Origin of the sequence: Jiangella mangrovi, assembly GCF_014204975.1 — a bacterium.
Lineage (GTDB): Bacteria > Actinomycetota > Actinomycetes > Jiangellales > Jiangellaceae > Jiangella > Jiangella mangrovi.
In genome coordinates this window covers 5628990-5647747 of sequence record NZ_JACHMM010000001.1, presented here as the reverse complement: position 1 = coordinate 5647747, position 18758 = coordinate 5628990, and the positions used below count along the sequence as shown (strand labels likewise).

Here is an 18758-nt window from a genome sequence, read left to right as displayed (position 1 = left end):
TCGGGTGGGGTCAGGCCGTCGCGCGCGGCCGGACGTCGTTGTGCCGGCCGACGGCGCGTGTGGCGATGCGCCCGTCGACGGGGTCGACGTGGACGTCGACGCGGATGCCGTAGGCGCGGCTCAGGTTCTCCGGGGTCAGGACGGCGTGCGCGGTGCCGTCGGCGGTGACCCGGCCGTCCTCGAGCAGCAGGATGCGGTCGGCGATGGCGGCCGCCTGGTCGAGGTCGTGCAGCACCACGCCAACGCCGATGCCGTGCTCGTCGGCCAGCTCGCGCACCACGTCGAGGATCTCGATCTGGTACCGCAGGTCGAGGAACGTCGTCGGCTCGTCGAGCAGCAGCAGGCCGGTGTCCTGCGCGAGGCAGCTGGCCAGCCACACCCGCTGCGACTGCCCGCCGGACAGCGCTTGCACCGGGCGGTCGGCCAGCGCCTCGATGCCGGTGAGCGCCATGGCCCGGCTGATCGCCTGCTCGGCGCCCGGGTCGCGACCACTCCAGCGCGCACGATGGGGGTGGCGGCCGTACTCGACGAGCTCCCTCACACTGAGTCCGCCCGGGGTGCTGCGGCTCTGGGCCAGCAGCGTGATGCGCCGGGCCAGCTCCTTCGGGTCGAGACTGAGCACGTCGGTGCCGTCGTCGAAACTGATGCCGCCGGCCGTCGGAAGATGGAGTCGGGCGAGCGCGCGCAGCAGCGTCGACTTGCCGCTCCCGTTGGGCCCGATGAGGGCCGTGACCGTGCCCGCCTTCAGCTCGATCGACGCCGCCCGCACCACCACCTCGCGCCCGTACGCGAGATCGAGCTCGCGCGCGGCGAGGCCGTCGAACGGCATGGTGGACGAAACGGTCACGGCGCCAACGTAAGGTACGCCTAAGCTAATTCGCAACCCGGCGGTGTGGTGGGTGGATCACACCCTGCGGGTGTGGGGTGTGTGGTTGCGCTGGGGTTCCCTCGTCCCCCTGCGGCCTAAGAACGGGCAGCTATCAGGGGGACGAGGGGAGTCTGACGACGGGCGCCGCGGGTCTTCGATCGCGCTGACCGACTTCAATAGAGCCAGCCGTCTTCTGAGCCATGGCGGGGCCGCCGAAGACGGTTCTCGCTATTGAAGACGGCTGACGCTAGTGAAGTCGAGTCGGCGTCCTGGTCCTGGGTCACGTGCTGGTCTGCTGTGACGCGAAACGGCCCTGATCGGCCTGCGGGCGTGACTGGAGACCAGGACGTGACGCCAGACCACGAGGGCGAGAGACTGGGCAGCAGGCGGGGCGGGGAGCCCACCTCGCCGCCCCGACCAACCTGAAACCACCGCGTGCCTAGACTGCGCGGCATGCAGATCACGAGCGTGGGCGTCGTCGGGTTGGGGACGATGGGGGCGGGCATCGCGGAGGTGTTCGCGCGCGCCGGCCTCGAGGTCGTCGGGGTCGAGCGGGACGAGCAGGCCCTCGACGCGGGCAGGGGCCACGTCGACACGTCCACGAGCCGCGCAGTGAAGCGCGGGAAGCTCTCCGAAGGGGACGCGGCCGCCCTCCGCGACCGCATCACCTTCACGACCGACCTCGCCGCCCTCGCAGACGCGCACCTCGTCATCGAGGCCGTGCCGGAGCGGTTGGAGATCAAGCGCGACCTCTTCGGCCGCGTCGACGGCATCGTCGCGCCGACGACCGTCATCGCGACCAACACGTCCTCTCTCTCGGTGACGGAGATCAGCGTCGCGGTCTCGCACCCGGAGCGCGTCGTCGGCATGCACTTCTTCAACCCGGCGCCGGTGCAGCAGCTCATCGAGGTCGTCCGCACCGTCGTCACCGCCCCAGAGGTCGTGCAGGACGTCACCGACCTCGCCCGCCGCCTCGGCAAGTCGCCGGTCGAGTGCGGCGACCGCGCGGGGTTCGTCACCAACGCGCTGCTGTTCGGGTACCTCAACCGCGCGGCCGCGATGGTCGAGAGCGGCCATGCGAGCCGCGAGGACATCGACGCCGCGATGACGGCCGGGCTCGGGTACCCGATGGGGCCGCTGGCGCTGCTCGACCTCATCGGCCTCGACACGGCGCACGAGATCCTCGGCACGATGTACCGGCAGGGCCGCAACCGCCTGCACGCGCCCGCGCCCATCCTGGGCCAGCTCGTCACGCTCGGGTTCCTCGGGCGCAAGAGCGGCCGCGGCTTCTACGACTACACACCGGGGAACGACGGCGTCAGCGCACCTCCCGCGGTGGTCACCCCGGACAAGCGCCGCGTCGCGGTCCTCGACCCGACGACGACCGGCCACCTCGCCGAGGCCCTCGCGAAGGCCGGCCACGACGTCGTCGGCGACCCCGAGGGCACGGACAGCGTCGACGTCGTCGTCGCGCCGGGCGACCCGGACACGTTCGCCCGCCTGGCCGCCGCCACCGCGCCCGGCACCGTCCTCGCCGCCACCGGCACCGGGCCGGTCGTCGCCAGCGCCGCCGCCTCGGGACGCCCCCAGGACGTCGTCGGGTTGCACGTCGCCGGCTCGACGAGCGCCGTCGCCGAGGTCGTCCGCACCGTCGTGTCGGGCCGGCCCGCCGTGGACGCCGTCGCCGCCCTCGCGGCGTCCGCCGGCCTCACGCCCGTCGTCTGCGCCGACCGCGCCGGGTTCGTCGTCGACGCGCTGCTGGTGCCGTACCTCAACGATGCCGTCGCGATGCTCGAGACGGGCTACGCGTCGGCCGCCGACGTCGACACCGCGATGCGGCTGGGCTGCCGGCTGCCGGCCGGGCCGTTCGAGCTGCTCGACACGCTCGGCCCGGCGGCCGCGCTGGCGACGCTGGAGCGGCTGCACGCCGAGGTCCGCGAACCGGGGTTGGCGCCGTCGCCGCTGCTGAGTCAGCTCGCGACGGCCGGGTTGCGGTTCGCCGACATCTGAGCGAAGAGATCGCCACACTCTGGCGCACTCCGGACAATCTTGACACTCTTGGTGACCACCGGCCAACCAGGAGGTCACCGTCATGCGCCGCGCCGTTCTCACCCTCCTCGCCACTCTCGCCTTCGTCTTCGCGCTGGTCAGCCCGGCCAACGCCTACCCGCCGGACCCGCCGTCGCCGGCCGAGTCCGCGGACCAGCTCGCCGATCTGACCGTCGCCGCGCCCGGCTCGAGCGCCGGCTACTCGCGTGAGAAGTTCCCGCACTGGAGCCCCGCCGAGGGCAGTTGCAACACTCGCGAGATGGTGCTGGTGCGCGACGGCTCCGGCGTCACGACGGGCGCCGACTGCTATCCGACCGGCGGGAGCTGGTACAGCGTCTACGACCAGGTCTGGATCGAGGAGCCGAGCGACGTCTCCGTCGACCACATGGTGCCGCTGGCCAACGCCTGGCGCTCCGGCGCCAGCGCGTGGACCGAGGACCGGCGCGAGGACTTCGCCAACGACCTCGCCCGCGGCCAGCTCATCGCCGTCACCGCCTCCAGCAACAGCTCCAAGGGCGACAGTGACCCGTCGGAGTGGAAGCCGGCCAACACGAACTGGTGGTGCTACTACGCACGCCACTGGACCGACGTGAAGTACGACTGGGGCCTCACGATCACGGCCGCGGAGAAGAATGCGTTGCAGGACATGCTGGGCACCTGCTGACAATTCAGACCCGTCGCGCTATAAAGCATGGGGCCGTAGTGCAGTGCCGCGGCCGGAGTCGACACGTCGGGGGGCGTCGTGCGAGGACTGGCAGTGCTGCCCGCGGTGGCGGTCGCCGCCGTGCTGCTGGCCGCTGCGCCCGCCGCGGCCGGCGACCGAGCCGACGACCGTGCCGGCGGCCGCGCCGAGCTCATCGACGCCGATGAGGCGGGGTGCGGTCGCTACGGCGGCAGCGACCTGCGCGGCAGCGACGCGATCGGCTGGGACGTCTCGGACCACGGCACACGGCTCAGCGTCTGGGTGCGCGACGACGACTACCGGCTCACCGCCGTCGGCGTGCGCGGCGGCGATCGGTACCTCGTCTACACCGACGGGCCCTACTTCGGCCTGCGCGCGCCCGAGCGGCCCAACGGCCGGCCGCGCGACATCGACGAGTGGTTCGCCTGCGGCCTGCGTGACGACGCCGCCGGGCCGCCGGTCGTCACCCCGATCCCGCGGCCGACGCCGTCGCACCGGCCGCCCGATCCGCCCGCCGAGACGCCGGCCGACGAGCCCACCTCGACTCCGACACCGACACCCACGCGCACGCCGTCGCCGACCCCCACTCCGACGCCGACGCCCACCCCGACCGAGACCCCGACACCGGAGCCGCGCGTCCCGGTGCCGACGGCGATCCCCGCGGGCGGGGGCGACGGCGGCAGCGGCGGCCCGAGCGGTCCAGCCGGGCCGGGCGGTCCGGCCGGCGACGGCGGCGACGGTGCGCCGTCGCTCGCGGGCATGCTCCTCGCGGGCGGCCTGGTCGGCGCGACCGGCTGGGCGGCCGCCGTCGTGAGGAGCCGGCGTGCCGGCTGACCCGCCGCCTCCACCGCCGCCCCCGCCGCCCCCGCCTCCTCCTCCGCCGCCGGGGCCGCCGGGGCCACCAGAGCCACCGGAGCCACACGAGCCGCTGTCGCCGCGGCGGGGCCCGGTGCGGGAAGTGCGGGTCGCGCCGCCGCGCCCGGATCCCCGGCACCGCCGGACCCGGCCGCGGGCGCTGCCGTGGCTGATTGCGCCGCTGCTGCTGGCGCTGGCCGCATGGTGGGGGATGAGCCAGTTCGAGGGCCCGGCGGCCCGGCCCGAGGCGGAGCCGACGCCGACGCCGTCGGGACCCTATGACCCGACGGAGCAGTCCGCGGTCCCCGGTGCTCCGGTCGGGACGGCCGAGGGCCTCTACACGCTGCTGCTGCCACTGCTGGGAACGCAGGCGCCGGTCATCGAGATCGCCAGCGACGCCGAGCGCGTCCTGCTGCCGCCGAAGGACCCGCTGCTCGGCGGCTGGTGGCGCGACGGTGCCGCGCCCGGCGCCGAGACCGGGTCGGCGGTCGTCGTCGGCCACGCGGTCGAGGGTGGTGAGGCGGCCTTCAACGACGTCGCGCGGCTGAACCGGGGCGACAACGTCCTGATCAGCGGGCCCGACGTCGAGCAGTGGTACCGCGTGGACACGGTCGAGACGATGACCCCGGCCGACCTCGCCGCCCGCGCCGACGAGATGTTCGCTCAGGACGGACCGGGCCGGCTCGTGCTCGTGACCTGCGCCGACTGGAACGGGACGGGGTTCCGCGCCAACGTGGTGGTCACCGCCGTGCCGACCTGAGGGGGGCGTGGGCGACCATGGAGGCGTGCACGAGAGCATCGAGTCCGGCCCCGACGGCGAGTGGGTCGTCCGCCGCATCACCGGCAGCGCGTCGACCAAGCCGTACCGGTGCCCGGGCTGTGACCAGCTGATCCGGCCGGCCACGCCGCACATCGTCGCGTGGCCGACCGTCAGCCGCTCGTTCACCGGCGAGGGCATCGACGAGCGCCGGCACTGGCACACCGGCTGCTGGCGGGCCCGCGGCCGCCGTCGTCGCTGATCGAGGCGGGCAGCGCTCAGCCCGTCGTCAGCGCGGCGGTCGGGGACATCCGGGCGGCACGGGCGGCGGGGTACGCCCCGGCCAGGGCGCCGACGACGATCGTCGCGCCGGCCGCGCCCACCAGCACCCACGACGGCAGCGCCGGCGGCCAGCCGCGCGACGCCGCGAACACCGCCGTCACGGCCCCGCCCAGCAAGGCTCCGCCGACCCCGCCCAGCGCCGCCAGCAGCACCGACTCGCCGAGGAACTGCCGGCGCACGTGCGCCCGCGTCGCCCCCAGCGCCCGCCGGAGCCCGATCTCCGAGCGCCGTTCCAGCACCGCGATGACCATGGTGTTCGCCACGCCGATCCCGCCGACCAGCAGCGCCACCCCGCCGAGCGCCAGCAGCAGCGTCGTCAGCGTCTCGTCGGTCGCCGCCTGGGCGGCCAGGGCGTCGGACGGCCGGCTCACCGTGACCTCCTCGGGGTTCTCCGGGTTGACGGTCGCCGGCAGCACCGACCGGACGGCGTCGACCTGCGCCTCTTCGGACCGCTCGTAGAGCATCGTCGGCGATCCGTCGAAGTCCAGCAGCGACGCCGCGACGGACCAGCCGACCAGCGCCGACGAGTCCAGCTCCGGTGCCAGCGGCACCGGGTCGAGAACGCCGACGACCGTGAACCACGAGCCGCCCAGCCACACCGCCACCGAGCCGTCGGTCCGGGTCACCCCGAGCCGCTCGGCCGCCGTCGACCCCAGCACGACGGCTGGGAACGAGCCGAGGGCGTCGTCGAGCCAGCGCCCGTCGGAGACGGTGCCGCCGACGGTCCCGAGCAGGTCCGGCCGCGCCGCCAGGACCGCCAGGCCGTTCGTCTGGGCGGGGTCGATCGCGTCCGTGCGGTACACCGCGGCGTCCGGCACCGCGCCGGTCGCGCTCACCGAGGTCACCGGGGCGATCCGGGCGACCATCTCCACGCTCGACGGCGGCAGCGTGGCGGTTTCGCCGCGCAGCGTCGTTCCGGGTGCCACCGTGAGCAGGTTGGTCCCCAACGCGTCGAGCTGCTGGTTCACCTGCTCGCGGCTGGACGCGGAGATGCCGACGACGGCGACCATCGCCGCGATCCCGACCGCGATGCCCAGCGCCGACAGCACCGCCCGCAGCGGCCGCGCCCGCAGCCCGGACCCGGCGACCCGCAGCACGTCCCGAGGCCGCAGCCGCGACGGCTCGACGCCGACGACGGGCCCGCCTCGTCGCCCGCTCATCACATCAGCCGGTCGGCCCATGCGGCGCCGCCTCTCTCGCATCACGTCGGAACCAGCCACGACCGACGACTCGGCGGGACCTCCGGCCCCGCGTCGCCGCCGGTGCCGCATGGCCCTCACTGGGCCCCGTCCCGTTCGATCCGGCCGTCGCGCAGGTGCACCTGACGGGGGAGGCTGCCGGCGACGTCGAGGTCGTGGGTGATGACGACGACCGTGGTGCCGGCCCGGTGCAGGTCGTGCAGCAGCTCGACGACGCCCCGCCCGGCGACGGTGTCGAGGTTGCCGGTCGGCTCGTCGGCCAGCAGCAGCGACGGCGACCCGGCCAGCGCCCGCGCCACCGCGACCCGCTGCCGCTCGCCGCCGGACAGCTGGTTCGGCTTGTGCGACTCGCGCTGCGTGAGCCCGACGGCGGCCAGCCCGTCGTGCGCACGGTCCCGGCGCTCGCGCAGCGACAGCCCGGTGTAGAGCAGCCCGTCGGCGACGTTGTCCAGCGCGCTCACCCCCGGCGCCAGGAAGAACTGCTGGAACACGAAGCCGATGCGCCAGGCCCGCAGTGCGGACAGCTGGGCGTCGGACAGCGCGCCGACGTCGTGCCCGTCGATCCGCACCGTCCCGGCGTCGGCCCGGTCCAGCGTCCCGAGCACGTGCAGCAGCGTCGACTTCCCCGACCCCGACGGCCCGACGATCGCGACCAGCTCACCCGCCCGGATCCGCAGGTCGACCCCGTCGAGCGCCCGCACCGGGGGAGACCCGGGGTACTCGCGCACCACGCCCGCCAACTCCACCACGGCGTCGCTCATCGGCCCGCCGTCCCGACCACGACGCCGTCGGCGATCCCGTCGCCGCTGACCTCGACCCGGCCGTCGGCGAACAACCCGGTCTGGACGGCGACGACGGAGGTCGTGCCGTCGTCGGCGACGACCTCCAGGCCGTAGCCGCCCTCCGCGAGCGCCAGCAGCGCGTTGACCGGGACCGTCAGCACATCGGCCCGCGAGTCGACCGCCAGCTCGACGTCGACGGTGGTGCCGGCCGGCTCGGCGGCGGCCAGGCCGTCGGGGTCGGTGAGTGCGATCTCCGCGACGGTGACGTCCTCGGCTTCGCCCGACGCGGCCGGGTCCGCCGCGCTGTCCGCCGCCGCCAGTTCCGTGGAGCCGACCGTCCCGGCCAGCTCCGTCCCGTCCGGCAGTACGACGGTGACGGCGGTCCCGGCGGCGACGAGGTCGGCGTCGGCCGGGTCCAGCTCGAGGTCCACGACCTGCGCGGTGCCCGTCAGCTCCACGACCGCCGTGCCGGGCTGCAACGTCGCGCCGACCGCGGCCGGCGCGTCCACCCGCCCACCCGCCGCCAGGAACACCACGTCCGACCGCCCGACCACGCCGTCTGGCGACTCCACGCCGAGGTCGTCCTGCCAGTCCTCGACGGCCTCGGCGGTGTTGGCCGTGTACTCGTCGTCGGCGGTGAAGCCGGTGTAGCCGAGCGCCGCCAGGTTGGCCTCCAGTTGTTCGACGTCGGCGCCCTCGGCCCCCACGTCGAGGTCGCGGTACATCGGGACCGCGCCGAGCAGCAGCACGACCGGCCGCTCGTCGACATGGAACAGCACGCTGCCCCGGGTGACGTCGGTGCCCGCGTCGGCGACCCGGGTGAGCACCCCGGCGGCCGCGGCGGACACCGTCGTCGGCTCCCCGTGCCCGAGCGTCGCGCTCCATGTCTCCGTCGCCGTCAGGGTGCCGAGCTCGACGGTGGCCGTGGCGGCCGGCTCGGCGCTCTCGGAGGCGGCGGCCTGGCCGGTGTCGTCGCGGCCGATCAGCCAGCCGCCAGCGCCGGCCGCGGCCAGCGTGACCAGGCCCACCGACGCCCATACGGGCCGGCGGCTCACGTGTCCGCCTCGGGCTGCCCGGACCGCTCGCTCGGCGGCTGCAGGTCCAGGATGTCCCGGCAGGCCTCGCGGGCGGCGTCGAGCGCGTCCCGGTCGATGTCGCCGAGCCCGCCGCCGCCTCCGCCGCCGCCTCCGCCGAAGCCGCCCGCCCCCGGGTCGGGCACGTCGATGCCCTGCTCGCGCAGGCACTCGGTCAGCTCCAGCAGCTGTTCCTGCTGCTCCGGGGTGAGGTCCTCGCCGCGGTCGAAGGTCGGCGCGAGGTCGCGGCAGGCGTCCATCGCGGCCTGGAACGTCTCTTCGTCGACGTCCTCGCCGAGCGCCCCGAGGCCGCCGAAGCCGCCGCGTTGCCCGGGCTCCGGGTCCGGCACGTCGAGGCCGTTCTCGCGCAGGCACTCGGCGAACGCCAGCGCCTGCTCGTCCTGGCTGAGCTCGCTCTCCTCGGTCGGGTCGGCGGCGGCCGCCGTCCCGCCGGCACTGGCCACCTCGGCCCCGCCGTCGTCGTCGCCGCAGCCGCTCAGCAGCAGCACGGCGGCCACGCCCAGCAGGGCGGTGGTACGCGAAATCGTCATGGCCCCAGGAGTACGCGCCCGCGCATAAGACCGGCGTGAGCCGACGGCGCGCTCTTACGCTGGCCTTATGTCGTCGCCACCAGGCTGGGACGACAACGAGGGGAGGGCCGCGACGTGCGCGTGCTGGTGGTCGAGGACGAGACGCTGCTGGCCGACGCCGTCGCCACCGGGCTGCGGCGCGAGGCGATCGCCGTCGACGTCGCGTACGACGGCGACGCCGCGCTGGACCGCCTCGGCGTGAACGACTACGACGTCGTCGTGCTCGATCGCGACCTGCCCGGCACCCACGGCGACGACGTATGCCGCTCGGTGGTCGCGGCCCGGCCGGCGACGCGGGTGCTCATGCTGACGGCGGCGGCGGACGTCACCGACCGGGTCGACGGGCTCGGCCTGGGCGCCGACGACTATCTCGGCAAGCCGTTCGCCTTCGCCGAGCTGGTGGCCCGGGTCCGGGCGCTGGGCCGGCGCAGCCGCGAGGCCGCGCCGCCGGTGCTGGCCCGCGACGGGCTGGTGCTCGACCCGGCCCGGCTCGAGGTCAGCCGCGACGGCCGCCCGATCCGCCTCGGCCGCAAGGAGTTCGGCGTGCTCGAGGAGCTGCTGCGGGCCGACGGCGCCGTCGTCAGCTCCGAGCGGCTGCTCGAGAAGGTGTGGGACGAGCACACCGACCCGTTCACCAACGTGGTGCGGGTGACGGTGATGACGCTGCGGCGCAAGCTCGGCGACCCGCCTGTCGTCCACACCGTCGTGTCGGCGGGCTACCGGCTCGGCGGCGCGGCATGAGCGGCCTGCGGGGCGCCGGGCTGAACCCGGCGCGCTGGCCGGTCCGGGTGCGGCTCACCGCGCTCTACTCCGGGGCGTTCGCGCTGGCCGGCGCCGTCCTGGTGACCGTGACGTACCTGCTGGTGTCGGAGTCGCTGGTGCGCCCGAACGCGCCCGGCGGCAGCACCCGCGAGACGGACCGGCTGGACCAGCCGCTGGACATCGACGCGATCCGCGCCGCCGTCGACGCCTACCGCAACGACGTCCTGGACCGGCTGCTGCTGTGGTCGCTGATCGCGCTGGCCGCGGGGCTGGTACTGGCGGTCTGCCTGGGCTGGCTGCTGGCCGGCCGGGCGCTGCGGCCGCTGCAGCGGGTCACCGAGACCGCGCGCCGGGTCGCCGACCGCAACCTGCACGAGCGCATCGACCTGCAGGGCCCGGACGACGAGCTGAAGGAGCTCGCCGACACCTTCGACGCCATGCTGGAACGGCTGGACCACTCGTTCGACGCCCAGCGCCGCTTCGTCGCCAACGCGTCGCACGAGCTGCGCACGCCGCTCGCCGTCAACCGGACGCTGCTCGAGGTGGCGCTGGGCGACCCGTCCGTCTCCGACGACCTCAAGCGGCTGGCCCCGACCATCCTCGCCACCAACGAGCGCAGCGAGCGGCTGGTCGAGGGGCTGCTCACGCTGGCCCGGTCCGAGCAGGCGGTCACGGCCCCGGAGCCCGTCGACCTGCGCGAGATCGCCGCGTACGTGCTGCAGCAGGAGCGCCGCGAGGCCTCGGCGCGGTCGGTGACGGTGACGTCGGCGCTCGAGCCCGCGGCGACGACGGGGAACGCCGTCCTGCTGGAGCGGCTGGTCGCCAACCTGGTCCGCAACGCCGTCGTGCACGGCGGCGACGGCGCGGAGGTCCGGGTCTGGACCGGCCCGGACCCGGCCGGCGGCGGCGTCGCACTGCAGGTCGAGAACACCGGCCCGGTCCTCGCCCCGTACGAGGTCGGCGGCCTGTTCGAGCCGTTCCGCCGGGGCAACGGCCGCACCGCCGGTGGCGACGGCGTCGGGCTCGGCCTGTCGATCGTCCGCTCCGTCGCCCACGCCCACGGCGGCACCGCCACCGCGCACGCCCGCGACGACGGCGGTCTCCTCGTCCGCGTCGCTCTCCCCGCCGGGGGCTAGGGTCGCTGCATGAGCCTGCCGGTGGTGCTGATCCATGCGTTCCCGCTGACGCCGGCGGTGTTCGACGGCGTCACGGAACGGCTGCCGGGCACGACGGTCATCGCGCCGGCCCTGCGCGGGTTCGGCGGGCCGGACGCGGCCGGCGAGCCGTCGCTCGACACCTATGCCGACGACGTCGCGGCGGAGCTGGACCGGCGCGGCGTCGAGCGGGCGGTCGTCGGCGGGCTGTCGCTGGGCGGCTACGTCACCATGGCCATGCTCCGTCGGCACCCGGACCGCGTCGCCGGGGTGATCCTCATGGACACCAAGGCGAGCGAGGACACCGACGAGGCGCGGGCCAACCGGCTGCGCATGGCCGACGCGGTCGAGAAGCACGGCACCCGGGCGCTGCGGCCCATGCTCGACACCCTGCTCGGTGCGACGACGCACCGGGACCGGCCCGGCCTCGTCACACAGGTGACGGCCTGGCTGGACGCCGCCCGGCCCGACGGCGTCGCCTGGGCGCAGCGCGCCATGGCCGCGCGGCCGCCGTCGTTCGACACCCTGCACGACGCCGCGGCGCGTGGACTCGAAGCTGCCACCGTCGTCGTCGGCGCCGAGGACACCATGACCGGCCCGGACGAGGCCGCCGCCATGGCCTCGGCTCTCGGCGGGGTGACGGTGCACGTCGTCGACGAGGCCGGGCACCTGTCGCCGCTGGAGCGGCCCGACGTCGTCGCCGCGATCCTGCGGGAGACGACGCTCAGCCCTTGAGCGCGCCCGCCGTCAGGCCCTTCGTCACCTGGTTCTGCAGCAGCGCGAACACCAGCAGCACCGGCACGACGGTGATCATCATGCCTGCGAACAGTGTGACCCAGTTGGTGCCGTAGTCGGCGGCCTGGCCAAGCTGGAACAGCCCCAGCGGCAGCGTCATCCGCTCCGGCGAGTGGATGAGCACCAGCGCATAGAAGAACTCGTTCCAATTCTGCAGGAAGCTGATGATCGACACCGACGCCAGCCCCGGTCCCATGAGCGGCAGGATGATCCGCAGGAACGTCCGCACCGGCCCGGCGCCGTCGACGGCCGCGGCCTCCTCGAGCTCGCCAGGCAGCGTGCGCATGAAGCCGACCAGCACGAACACGTTGAACGGCAGGTTGTACGTCGCGTACACCAGCGCCAGCCCGAGCCGGCTGTCGAGCAGCCCGAGGTCCTGCATGGTGACGTACAGCGGGATGAACGTGACCATCCACGGCACCATGAGGCCGAGCAGGAACACGCTGAGCACCAGGCCGCTGCCGCGGAACGGGATGCGCGCCAGCGGGTACGCGGCGAACGCCGCGAGCACCACGCCGAGCGCCGTCGCCGAGATGCTCACGATGACGCTGTTGCCGAAGAACGAGCCGACGTTGGCCGCGGACCACGCGTCGGTGTAGTTCTCCCAGCGCCAGCCCTCGGCGACGGTCCACGGGCGGGTCCCGATGAACTCGGTGTTGGTCTTCATCGACACGTTGAAGACCCAGGCGAACGCGCCCGCCGTCGAGAACGCGACGGCGCCGAGCAGCAGGTAGATGATCAGGTGGAAGCGGCGGAACGGCGCCCGGTCGCTGCCCTGACGGCGGCCGCCCCGGCCACGACGGCGACGCGACGGAGGCGGGGTGGGCCGGCCCGCGGCCGGCACCGGGCGGACGTCAGTACTGGAGCTCATCGCGCTTCATCACCTTGTTGACCAGCTGCGCCACGATCAGCATGATCACGACGAGGACGACGCCCATGGCCGCGGCGTAGCCGAACTCCGAGCGCTCGAACGCCACCCGGTACATGAGGGTCCCGACGATGTCGGTCGACCCGAACGGCCCGCCGCCGGTCATGATGAACACGAACGCGAACGCCTGCATGCTCTGCACGATCCAGAGCACCACCAGGATCCGGAACAGGTCGCGCAGCATCGGCAGCATGACGCTGCGGAACAGCCGCCACTCGCCGGCGCCGTCGATGCGCCCGGCCTCCAGCACGTCCGGTGGCAGCCGCTCGAACCCGGCCGACAGCAGCACCACCCAGATGCCGATGCCGTGCCAGACGGTGACGAACGCGACCGCCGGCAGCGCTGTGGCCGCGTCGCCGAGCCAGGTGCGGGCCAGCGCCCCGAGCCCGAGTCCCTCCAGCGCGGGATTGATCAGCCCGAGCGTCGGGTGGTAGACGAACTTCCACATCAGTGCGACGACGGCGGCGCTCAGCACCACCGGCGCGAACACCACGAACCGGAAGAACCGCTCGCCGTGGATGCGCTGGTTCAGCGCCCACGCGATCGCGATGGCCACCGGGAACAGCATGCAGCCACCGACCAGAGTGAACAGGAACGCGTTCTTGAGGGCGTTGAGGTAGCCGGGGTCGTCGACGACCCTGGTGTAGTTCTCGACGCCGACGTAGTGGTAGCTGCCGGTGCGGGTCCACTCGGTGAACGAGATGTCGACCGTGCGCACCAGGGGATAGAGGAAGAACACCCCCAGCAGCAGGAGCGCGGGCAGCAGGAACGGGATGATGATGCGGCGTTGCGCGGCTCGGTGCATCGTGACTCCTCTCGATTCCTGCTGCCCGCGTGACCCTAGTTGCCGTGAACCCGGCGCAGCCCCTCGTCGAGGCGCTCGAGCGTCTGCTGGGCATCCTGCTCGCCGAAGAGCAGCCGCGCGATCTCGGGGTAGATCACCTCGTTGGCCGGGCTCTGGACGATGCCGTAGTCGCGCGGCTCCAGCGACTCGGCGTCGGCGACGACCTGGTCGATGCCGGGGATGCCGGGCGGGCTGGGCACGTCGACGACGGCGGACACCTCACCGATCTCCTCGGCGCGCTGCGTCTGCGTCTCGACGCTGGTGAGCCGGCGGGCCCACTCGAGCGCCAGCGGGATGTTCTCGCTCTCGGCGGCGACGGAGATCTCCTGCAGCGCCGCCATGACCGCGCCCTGGTCGCCGGCGCCGCCCTCGACCGTCGGGAACGGGACGACGCCGAGCTGGAAGTCCGCGGGGATGACGTCGGACATCTCGCTGACCAGCCAGCTGCCCATGAGGATCATGCCGGCGTCGCCCTGGAAGAACTGGGCCTGGGCTGCGGTGAAGTCGGTGCCCTCGAAGCCGGTGAGGAAGGCGCCGTCGTCGCGCAGCTGCTGCAGCATCTCGAGACCCTCGAGGAAGCCGGGGTCGTCGGTGATGTGGCCCTCGCCGCCGGTGAGCACGGCCCGCGCGGCGTCGTAGCCGACGGTGCGCAGCCACAGGTGGTCGCTCCACATGCCCATGTACGGCTCGAACAGGCCGGTGACGGCGATCGGGTCGACCCCGGCGGCCTTCAGCGCGGTGTTCGCGGCCAGCAGGTCGTCCCAGGTACGCGGCGGCTCGATGCCCAGCTCGGTGAAGAGCCCGGCGTTGTAGAACAGCACGTGCAGCGAGAGCTCGGACGGCACGCCGTAGATGCCGCCGTCGGACGGGTTCTCCATGAACTCCAGGACCTGCGGGCTGAAGCGGTCCAGCCACGGCGTGCCGGTCTCGGGGTCGTTCGCCTCGAGGTACGGCCGCAGGTCGAGAAGGGCGCCGTCGTCGGCCCACACCGTCAACGCCGGGTTGGTGCCGTCGAACATGCCGTAGTCGACGTCGAGCGGGTCGCCGGAGCGCCAGCGCTGCTCGATGCCGGGACGCGCGTCGGTGTTGGCGAACGTCAGCGTGACGTCGGTGCCGTCGTAGTCGGCCTCGAGGCCGTCGGCCAGTTCCTGCAGGACCGCGAGGCCCGGCGTGCCTTCGGCCGACAGGACGCCGACCTCCAGCGGGGAACCCTCGATCTGTTCGTGCCAGCTCGCCGCGTCGGGTCCGGCGTCCGTGGTGTCGCCGTCGTCGCCGCCGCTGCACGCGGCGAGCGCGAGGCACCCGGCGGCGAGCGGGACGACGAATCGCATCGTCTTCATGTGCCTGCCTTCCGTGGGTAACTTCAATATTTCGAAGATAGTTACGCCAATCCGGAGAATATACTCCGGTCAGCCGAGGTGGGGAAGCATGCCGTCGAACTCGGCGAGGAACCGGTCGACCATGCGGATCTCCTCCGCGTCGAGACGGTGGCCGGGCTCGCGGCAGTAGGGGTCGGCGAACAACCCGCGGCGCACCGAGATCAGCTTCTCGGCCGCGATGATCAGCTCGGTGTCGAGCATCCAGTAGGAGATGTAGGGGAGCAGGCGGCGGTGCAGCTCGTCACCGCCGGCGTGGTCGCCGGACGCGAACCGGCGCCAAATCTCGACGTAGATCTCGGTGAACGAGCAGCCCGGCTGGGTGCCGACGGCGCCGCGGCGGATCGCGTCGGGCAACTGCACGCCGGCGTAGCCCTCGACCGCCGGCAGCGCGGGCTGCCCGGAGGCCAGCTCGGCGATGAGCCGCCCGGGCGGGCTCGACTCCGCCTTCACCAGGCGCAGGTTGGGGTGCTCGGCGGCCAGCTCGCGCAGGGTCGCCGCGTCGAGGCTGGTGCCGGTCTCCGACGGCGCGTACTGCAGCACCACCGCGGTCGGGGCGACGGCGGCCAGGACGGCGCCGACGTGCTCCTGGATCGCCCGCCGCGACGGCGACAGGTAGTGCGGCGGCAGCAGGTTGATGAGGTCGGCGCCCGCGTCGACGACGGCCCGGGCCCGGTGCGCCGCCAGCCGGGTGGCGTGGTCCTGGACGGCGACGATGGCCGCGACGTCGGCGCGGTCACGGGTGCGCGACAGCAGGACCTCGGTCAACTCGGCCCGCTCGGCCTCGGAGAGCTTGTGGTACTCCGAGGCGAACCCGGGGAACATCACGCTGCTGACGCCGGTGCCGAGCACGTAGTCGACGACCCGGCCGAAGCCCTCGACGTCGACCGCGCCGTCGGCGTGGAACGGCACCTCGAGCACCGGCGAGACGCCACGCACCAACTGCGCCGCGTCGCCGGCCACGGGGCCGCCCTCCGGTGTCGGCCGAGTGTCCAGTGCTGCCATGCCGCCCTCCGGATCTGTTCTAACTTCGACATTTCGAAATTATCTTCTGAATATAGAGACTAATGGACGTGCGGTCCGGCTGTCGAGGCCGGCGGCGACCCGATCGGGCTCGCTGTGGTCCACTTCCGTCGGCCGCCCACTGTCGATCATGGAGAAGAGTGGCTTCCAGATCGCTTTGGAGCCGACCTTCTCCATGATCATCAACGTTTTGGGTCGCTATATCGACGCAAAAGGTTGATGATCGCGGGCCTGGTGCCGCACCTCAGCCGAGGAGGCGGGCCAGGGTGCCGCCGAGCACGGCGGCGCGGTCGCCGTCGGGGATCGGCCAGTCGGTGATCCGGGCCAGCTCGGCCGACGGCACGGTGTAGGGCGCGTCGGTCGAGAACACCAAGCGGCCGGCACCGATCTCGGGGTCGCGGGCGAACTCCGAGAGCACGGTGTCCCACGGCGCGTAGCTGGTGTCGGCGTAGAGGTTCGGCGCGTGCCGCAGCGCCGGCGCGGCGTCGATCCAGAAGTCGGTCGCGCCGCTGCGGCCCATCACGAACGTCAGCGCCGGCCAGCGCCTCGCCAGTGAGGCCAGCGGCAGCGGGACTGCGTGCGGCGGCGTCCCGGTCCGCACGTAGACCAGCCAGCCGGACTCCTGCGCGAACGCCAGCAGCGGATCGACCAGCCCGTCGAGCAGGTCGAAGCCCTGCAGGGCGGGGTCGACGGCGAGAGCTCGGGCGCCGAGGTCGCGGGCCCGCGCCAGCTCGGCGACGGCGTCCGCTCGGGCCCACGGGTTGGCGACGGCGTAGGCCACCAGCCGGCCGTCGGAGGCCGCAGCTGCCGCCGTCACCTCATCGTTGCCGCCGCGGTTGTCCCAGGCCGTCGCGTACTCGCCCGCCGCGATCATCGCCCGGTCGATGCCGAGCCGGTCCATGGTCTCGGCCAGTTCGGCCACAGCGAGCTCGGCCGACCGGCCGGGCCCGAGGCGCACGTGGGCGTCGATGATCACGGGGTCTCCTTCACGGACAGGCCCAGCGCGCCCAGCGCGTCGGCGTGGATGATCTGCTCGACCACCTCGTCGGGGATCCGCGGCAGCGCGGTGCCCTCGGTGATCGCGTTGACCCGGCGCAGCCCGGCCATGGCCTCGCCGGTGTTGGCGATCGGGAAGTCCGAGCCGAGCAGCAGCTTGTGCGCCGCGCCCCACTCGACGGCGGCCAGCAGCGACTCGTAGCAGACCCACGGGCGCAGGTAGATGGACGAGACGTCGGCGTACACGTGCGGGTGCTTGCGGATGGTCACCACCGTCTCCTTGCCCCACGGGTGGCCCATGTGCGCCATGACGATGCGCAGCTCCGGGAAGGCGAGCGCGATCTCGTCGGTGACCAGTGGGTAGGTGTAGCGCAGCGGCGCGTGCCGGATGGGCGAGGCGCCCTGGTGGAACAGGATCGGCAGCCCCTCGCGCTCGCAGTAGCCGTAGAACGCGGTGGCCCGCGGCGACAGCGGGTCGAAGTCCTGGTAGTTCGGGCCGAGCTTGACGCCGACGAGGCCCAGCTCGCGGCAGCGCTCGGCCTCCTCGACGGCGTCGGCGCGGGTCGGGTCGACGGACATGAAGCCGATGCGCCCGGCCGGGTCGGCGGCGACGAACGCCGCCGTCGAGGTGTTGGTGTCCTCGGGCCGGTACGGCAGCCCGGTGGCGGCCTCGGGATCGTCGACGGCGATGTTGAAGACGATCGAGACGTCGGCGTCGGCCATCGCCTCGTCGTAGTCGGCCCACGAGTTGGTCGTCGTCACCGCGCGGTCGGTGCGCCAGCCGGTGTAGACCCGCCGTTCGTCGTCGGGGACGGCGTCGCGGTGCGTGGGGGTGTGCGCGTGCACGTCGACGATCATCGGAACTCCCGCAGCAGGTCGTCTCGGAGGGTGACGCCGAGGCCGGGCGACGTCCCGAGCCGCACGACGGCGCCGTCGCCGGCCAGCGGCTCGGCCAGGATGTCCTCGGCGTAGTAGTGCGCGCCGATGATGTCCGACGGAATGGCCGACAGCCGCGGCAGCGCGGCGGCGACGTGCAGCTGGGCGGCCGCGCCGAGACCCAGCTCGCCGTTGGACCCGATCAGCACGTCCAGCCCGAAGGCGCTCGCGAGGCCGGCCATCGCGACCGCCCGGCCCGGCCCGCCGCTCTTGCCGACGTAGAGGCTGACGACGTCGGCGGCGCCGGCCTCGACCACGCGGACGAGGTCGTCGGTGCCGAACACGGACTCGTCGGCGACGACCGGCAGCCCGAGGTCGCGCAGCGACCGCATCCCGGCCAGGTCGTCGGGGCGCACCGGCTGCTCGGCGAAAGCCGGGCCGTACGGCGTCAGCGCGCGGATCGCCCGCGCCGCCTCGGACCGCGACCAGCCGCCGTTGGCGTCCATGCCGAGGAACGTCTTCTCGCCCACCAGCTGCCGGGCGTGCGCGAACCGCTCGACGTCGCCGTCGACGCCCAGCCCGACCTTGACCTTGAACGCACCGAACCCGGCGGCGACGGCGGCAGCGTGCGCACGCTCGAGCTTCTCGCCGTCGCCGGACAGCGACAGCTTGACCGGGATCTCGGTGCGGTACGGCCCGCCCAGCGCGACCGCCAGCGGGACGCCGAGCGTGCGCGCCCACGCGTCCCACAGTGCGATCGAGGACGCCGGCCTTCGTGAACGGGTTGCGCGCCAACGCGGTGTCCAT

The 18758-nt window shown here is 73.6% G+C and carries 21 protein-coding genes; 9 read left to right on the top strand and 12 right to left on the bottom strand.

The features are described from left to right. Positions 1-10 precede the first annotated feature (10 nt). Entirely contained in the window at positions 11-829 is an 819-nt protein-coding gene (locus HD601_RS26185; RefSeq protein ID WP_184830188.1) for an ABC transporter ATP-binding protein, read from the bottom strand. 492 nt (positions 830-1321) lie between these two features. Here HD601_RS26185 and HD601_RS26180 point away from each other — a divergent pair, with 492 nt between their 5' ends. From HD601_RS26180 to HD601_RS26160, 5 genes are all read left to right on the top strand, one after another. After that, positions 1322-2878 carry a 3-hydroxyacyl-CoA dehydrogenase family protein gene (locus HD601_RS26180; protein WP_184826937.1) on the top strand — a complete coding sequence of 519 codons (1557 nt, stop codon included), beginning with the start codon at positions 1322-1324 and terminating at the stop codon, positions 2876-2878. An 82-nt stretch (positions 2879-2960) separates the two neighbouring features. Continuing rightward, positions 2961-3581, top strand: a complete 621-nt coding sequence (locus HD601_RS26175; RefSeq protein WP_184826935.1) for an HNH endonuclease family protein — start codon at positions 2961-2963, stop codon at positions 3579-3581. Positions 3582-3659: 78 nt separating this feature from the next. After that, positions 3660-4433, top strand: a complete 774-nt coding sequence (locus HD601_RS26170; protein ID WP_184830337.1) for a hypothetical protein — start codon at positions 3660-3662, stop codon at positions 4431-4433. Between the two features lie 115 nt (positions 4434-4548). Beyond that, positions 4549-5214 (top strand): sortase domain-containing protein, encoded by a 666-nt coding sequence (locus HD601_RS26165; RefSeq protein WP_184826933.1) that lies wholly within the window; start codon positions 4549-4551, stop codon positions 5212-5214. 25 nt (positions 5215-5239) lie between these two features. Continuing rightward, positions 5240-5473, top strand: coding sequence for a hypothetical protein (locus HD601_RS26160; RefSeq protein ID WP_184826931.1), 234 nt, complete (start codon positions 5240-5242; stop codon positions 5471-5473). A gap of 16 nt (positions 5474-5489) precedes the next feature. Here HD601_RS26160 and HD601_RS26155 read toward each other — a convergent pair whose 3' ends face one another. The 4 genes from HD601_RS26155 to HD601_RS26140 all read right to left on the bottom strand — a co-directional run bounded on the left by HD601_RS26155 (position 5490) and on the right by HD601_RS26140 (position 9158). Continuing rightward, on the bottom strand, positions 5490-6713 hold the full coding sequence (locus HD601_RS26155) for an ABC transporter permease (protein WP_184826929.1): 1224 nt from the start codon (positions 6711-6713) through the stop codon (positions 5490-5492). 116 nt (positions 6714-6829) lie between these two features. Beyond that, complete coding sequence (locus HD601_RS26150) at positions 6830-7513, bottom strand: ABC transporter ATP-binding protein (RefSeq protein WP_184826927.1); 684 nt, start codon at positions 7511-7513, stop codon at positions 6830-6832. After that, positions 7510-8589, bottom strand: a complete 1080-nt coding sequence (locus HD601_RS26145; protein ID WP_184826925.1) for a peptidoglycan-binding protein — start codon at positions 8587-8589, stop codon at positions 7510-7512. Before HD601_RS26145 ends, HD601_RS26150 begins: the two co-directional genes overlap by 4 nt. Beyond that, positions 8586-9158, bottom strand: coding sequence for a hypothetical protein (locus HD601_RS26140; protein WP_184826923.1), 573 nt, complete (start codon positions 9156-9158; stop codon positions 8586-8588). Before HD601_RS26140 ends, HD601_RS26145 begins: the two co-directional genes overlap by 4 nt. 114 nt (positions 9159-9272) lie before the next feature. On the opposite strand from HD601_RS26140, the gene HD601_RS26135 reads away from it, so the two are divergent. The 3 genes from HD601_RS26135 to HD601_RS26125 are packed head-to-tail and all read left to right on the top strand — an operon-like array spanning position 9273 to position 11848. Continuing rightward, a complete protein-coding gene (locus HD601_RS26135; RefSeq protein WP_184826921.1) occupies positions 9273-9938 on the top strand; it encodes a response regulator in 666 nt (221 codons plus the stop codon). Continuing rightward, positions 9935-11095, top strand: a complete 1161-nt coding sequence (locus HD601_RS26130) for a sensor histidine kinase (protein WP_184826919.1) — start codon at positions 9935-9937, stop codon at positions 11093-11095. The genes HD601_RS26135 and HD601_RS26130 overlap by 4 nt, the downstream gene beginning before the upstream one ends. A 9-nt stretch (positions 11096-11104) precedes the next feature. Beyond that, entirely contained in the window at positions 11105-11848 is a 744-nt protein-coding gene (locus HD601_RS26125; RefSeq protein ID WP_184826917.1) for an alpha/beta fold hydrolase, read from the top strand. Here the strand turns inward: HD601_RS26125 and HD601_RS26120 are convergent. The 7 genes from HD601_RS26120 to HD601_RS34270 form a co-directional block, all read right to left on the bottom strand. After that, a complete protein-coding gene (locus tag HD601_RS26120) occupies positions 11838-12779 on the bottom strand; it encodes a carbohydrate ABC transporter permease (RefSeq protein WP_184826915.1) in 942 nt (313 codons plus the stop codon). The two genes, HD601_RS26125 and HD601_RS26120, sit on opposite strands and share 11 nt — an antisense overlap. Further along, positions 12763-13641 carry a carbohydrate ABC transporter permease gene (locus HD601_RS26115; RefSeq protein WP_184826913.1) on the bottom strand — a complete coding sequence of 293 codons (879 nt, stop codon included), beginning with the start codon at positions 13639-13641 and terminating at the stop codon, positions 12763-12765. Before HD601_RS26115 ends, HD601_RS26120 begins: the two co-directional genes overlap by 17 nt. A gap of 35 nt (positions 13642-13676) precedes the next feature. After that, positions 13677-15020, bottom strand: coding sequence for an ABC transporter substrate-binding protein (locus HD601_RS26110; protein WP_184826911.1), 1344 nt, complete (start codon positions 15018-15020; stop codon positions 13677-13679). 69 nt (positions 15021-15089) lie between these two features. Then, a complete protein-coding gene (locus HD601_RS26105; RefSeq protein ID WP_184826909.1) occupies positions 15090-16061 on the bottom strand; it encodes a dihydrodipicolinate synthase family protein in 972 nt (323 codons plus the stop codon). 262 nt (positions 16062-16323) lie between these two features. Continuing rightward, positions 16324-17055: an amidohydrolase family protein gene (locus HD601_RS26100; protein ID WP_221441315.1), complete on the bottom strand. Its 732-nt coding sequence runs from the start codon at positions 17053-17055 to the stop codon at positions 16324-16326. Then, positions 17052-17933 (bottom strand): amidohydrolase family protein, encoded by an 882-nt coding sequence (locus HD601_RS34275; protein WP_184826907.1) that lies wholly within the window; start codon positions 17931-17933, stop codon positions 17052-17054. Before HD601_RS34275 ends, HD601_RS26100 begins: the two co-directional genes overlap by 4 nt. Beyond that, a complete protein-coding gene (locus HD601_RS34270) occupies positions 17930-18529 on the bottom strand; it encodes a mandelate racemase/muconate lactonizing enzyme family protein (protein WP_246401953.1) in 600 nt (199 codons plus the stop codon). Before HD601_RS34270 ends, HD601_RS34275 begins: the two co-directional genes overlap by 4 nt. Between HD601_RS34270 and HD601_RS34265 the strand changes: the two genes are divergently transcribed. After that, positions 18494-18730: a hypothetical protein gene (locus HD601_RS34265; protein WP_246400407.1), complete on the top strand. Its 237-nt coding sequence runs from the start codon at positions 18494-18496 to the stop codon at positions 18728-18730. The two genes, HD601_RS34270 and HD601_RS34265, sit on opposite strands and share 36 nt — an antisense overlap. Positions 18731-18758 lie beyond the last annotated feature (28 nt).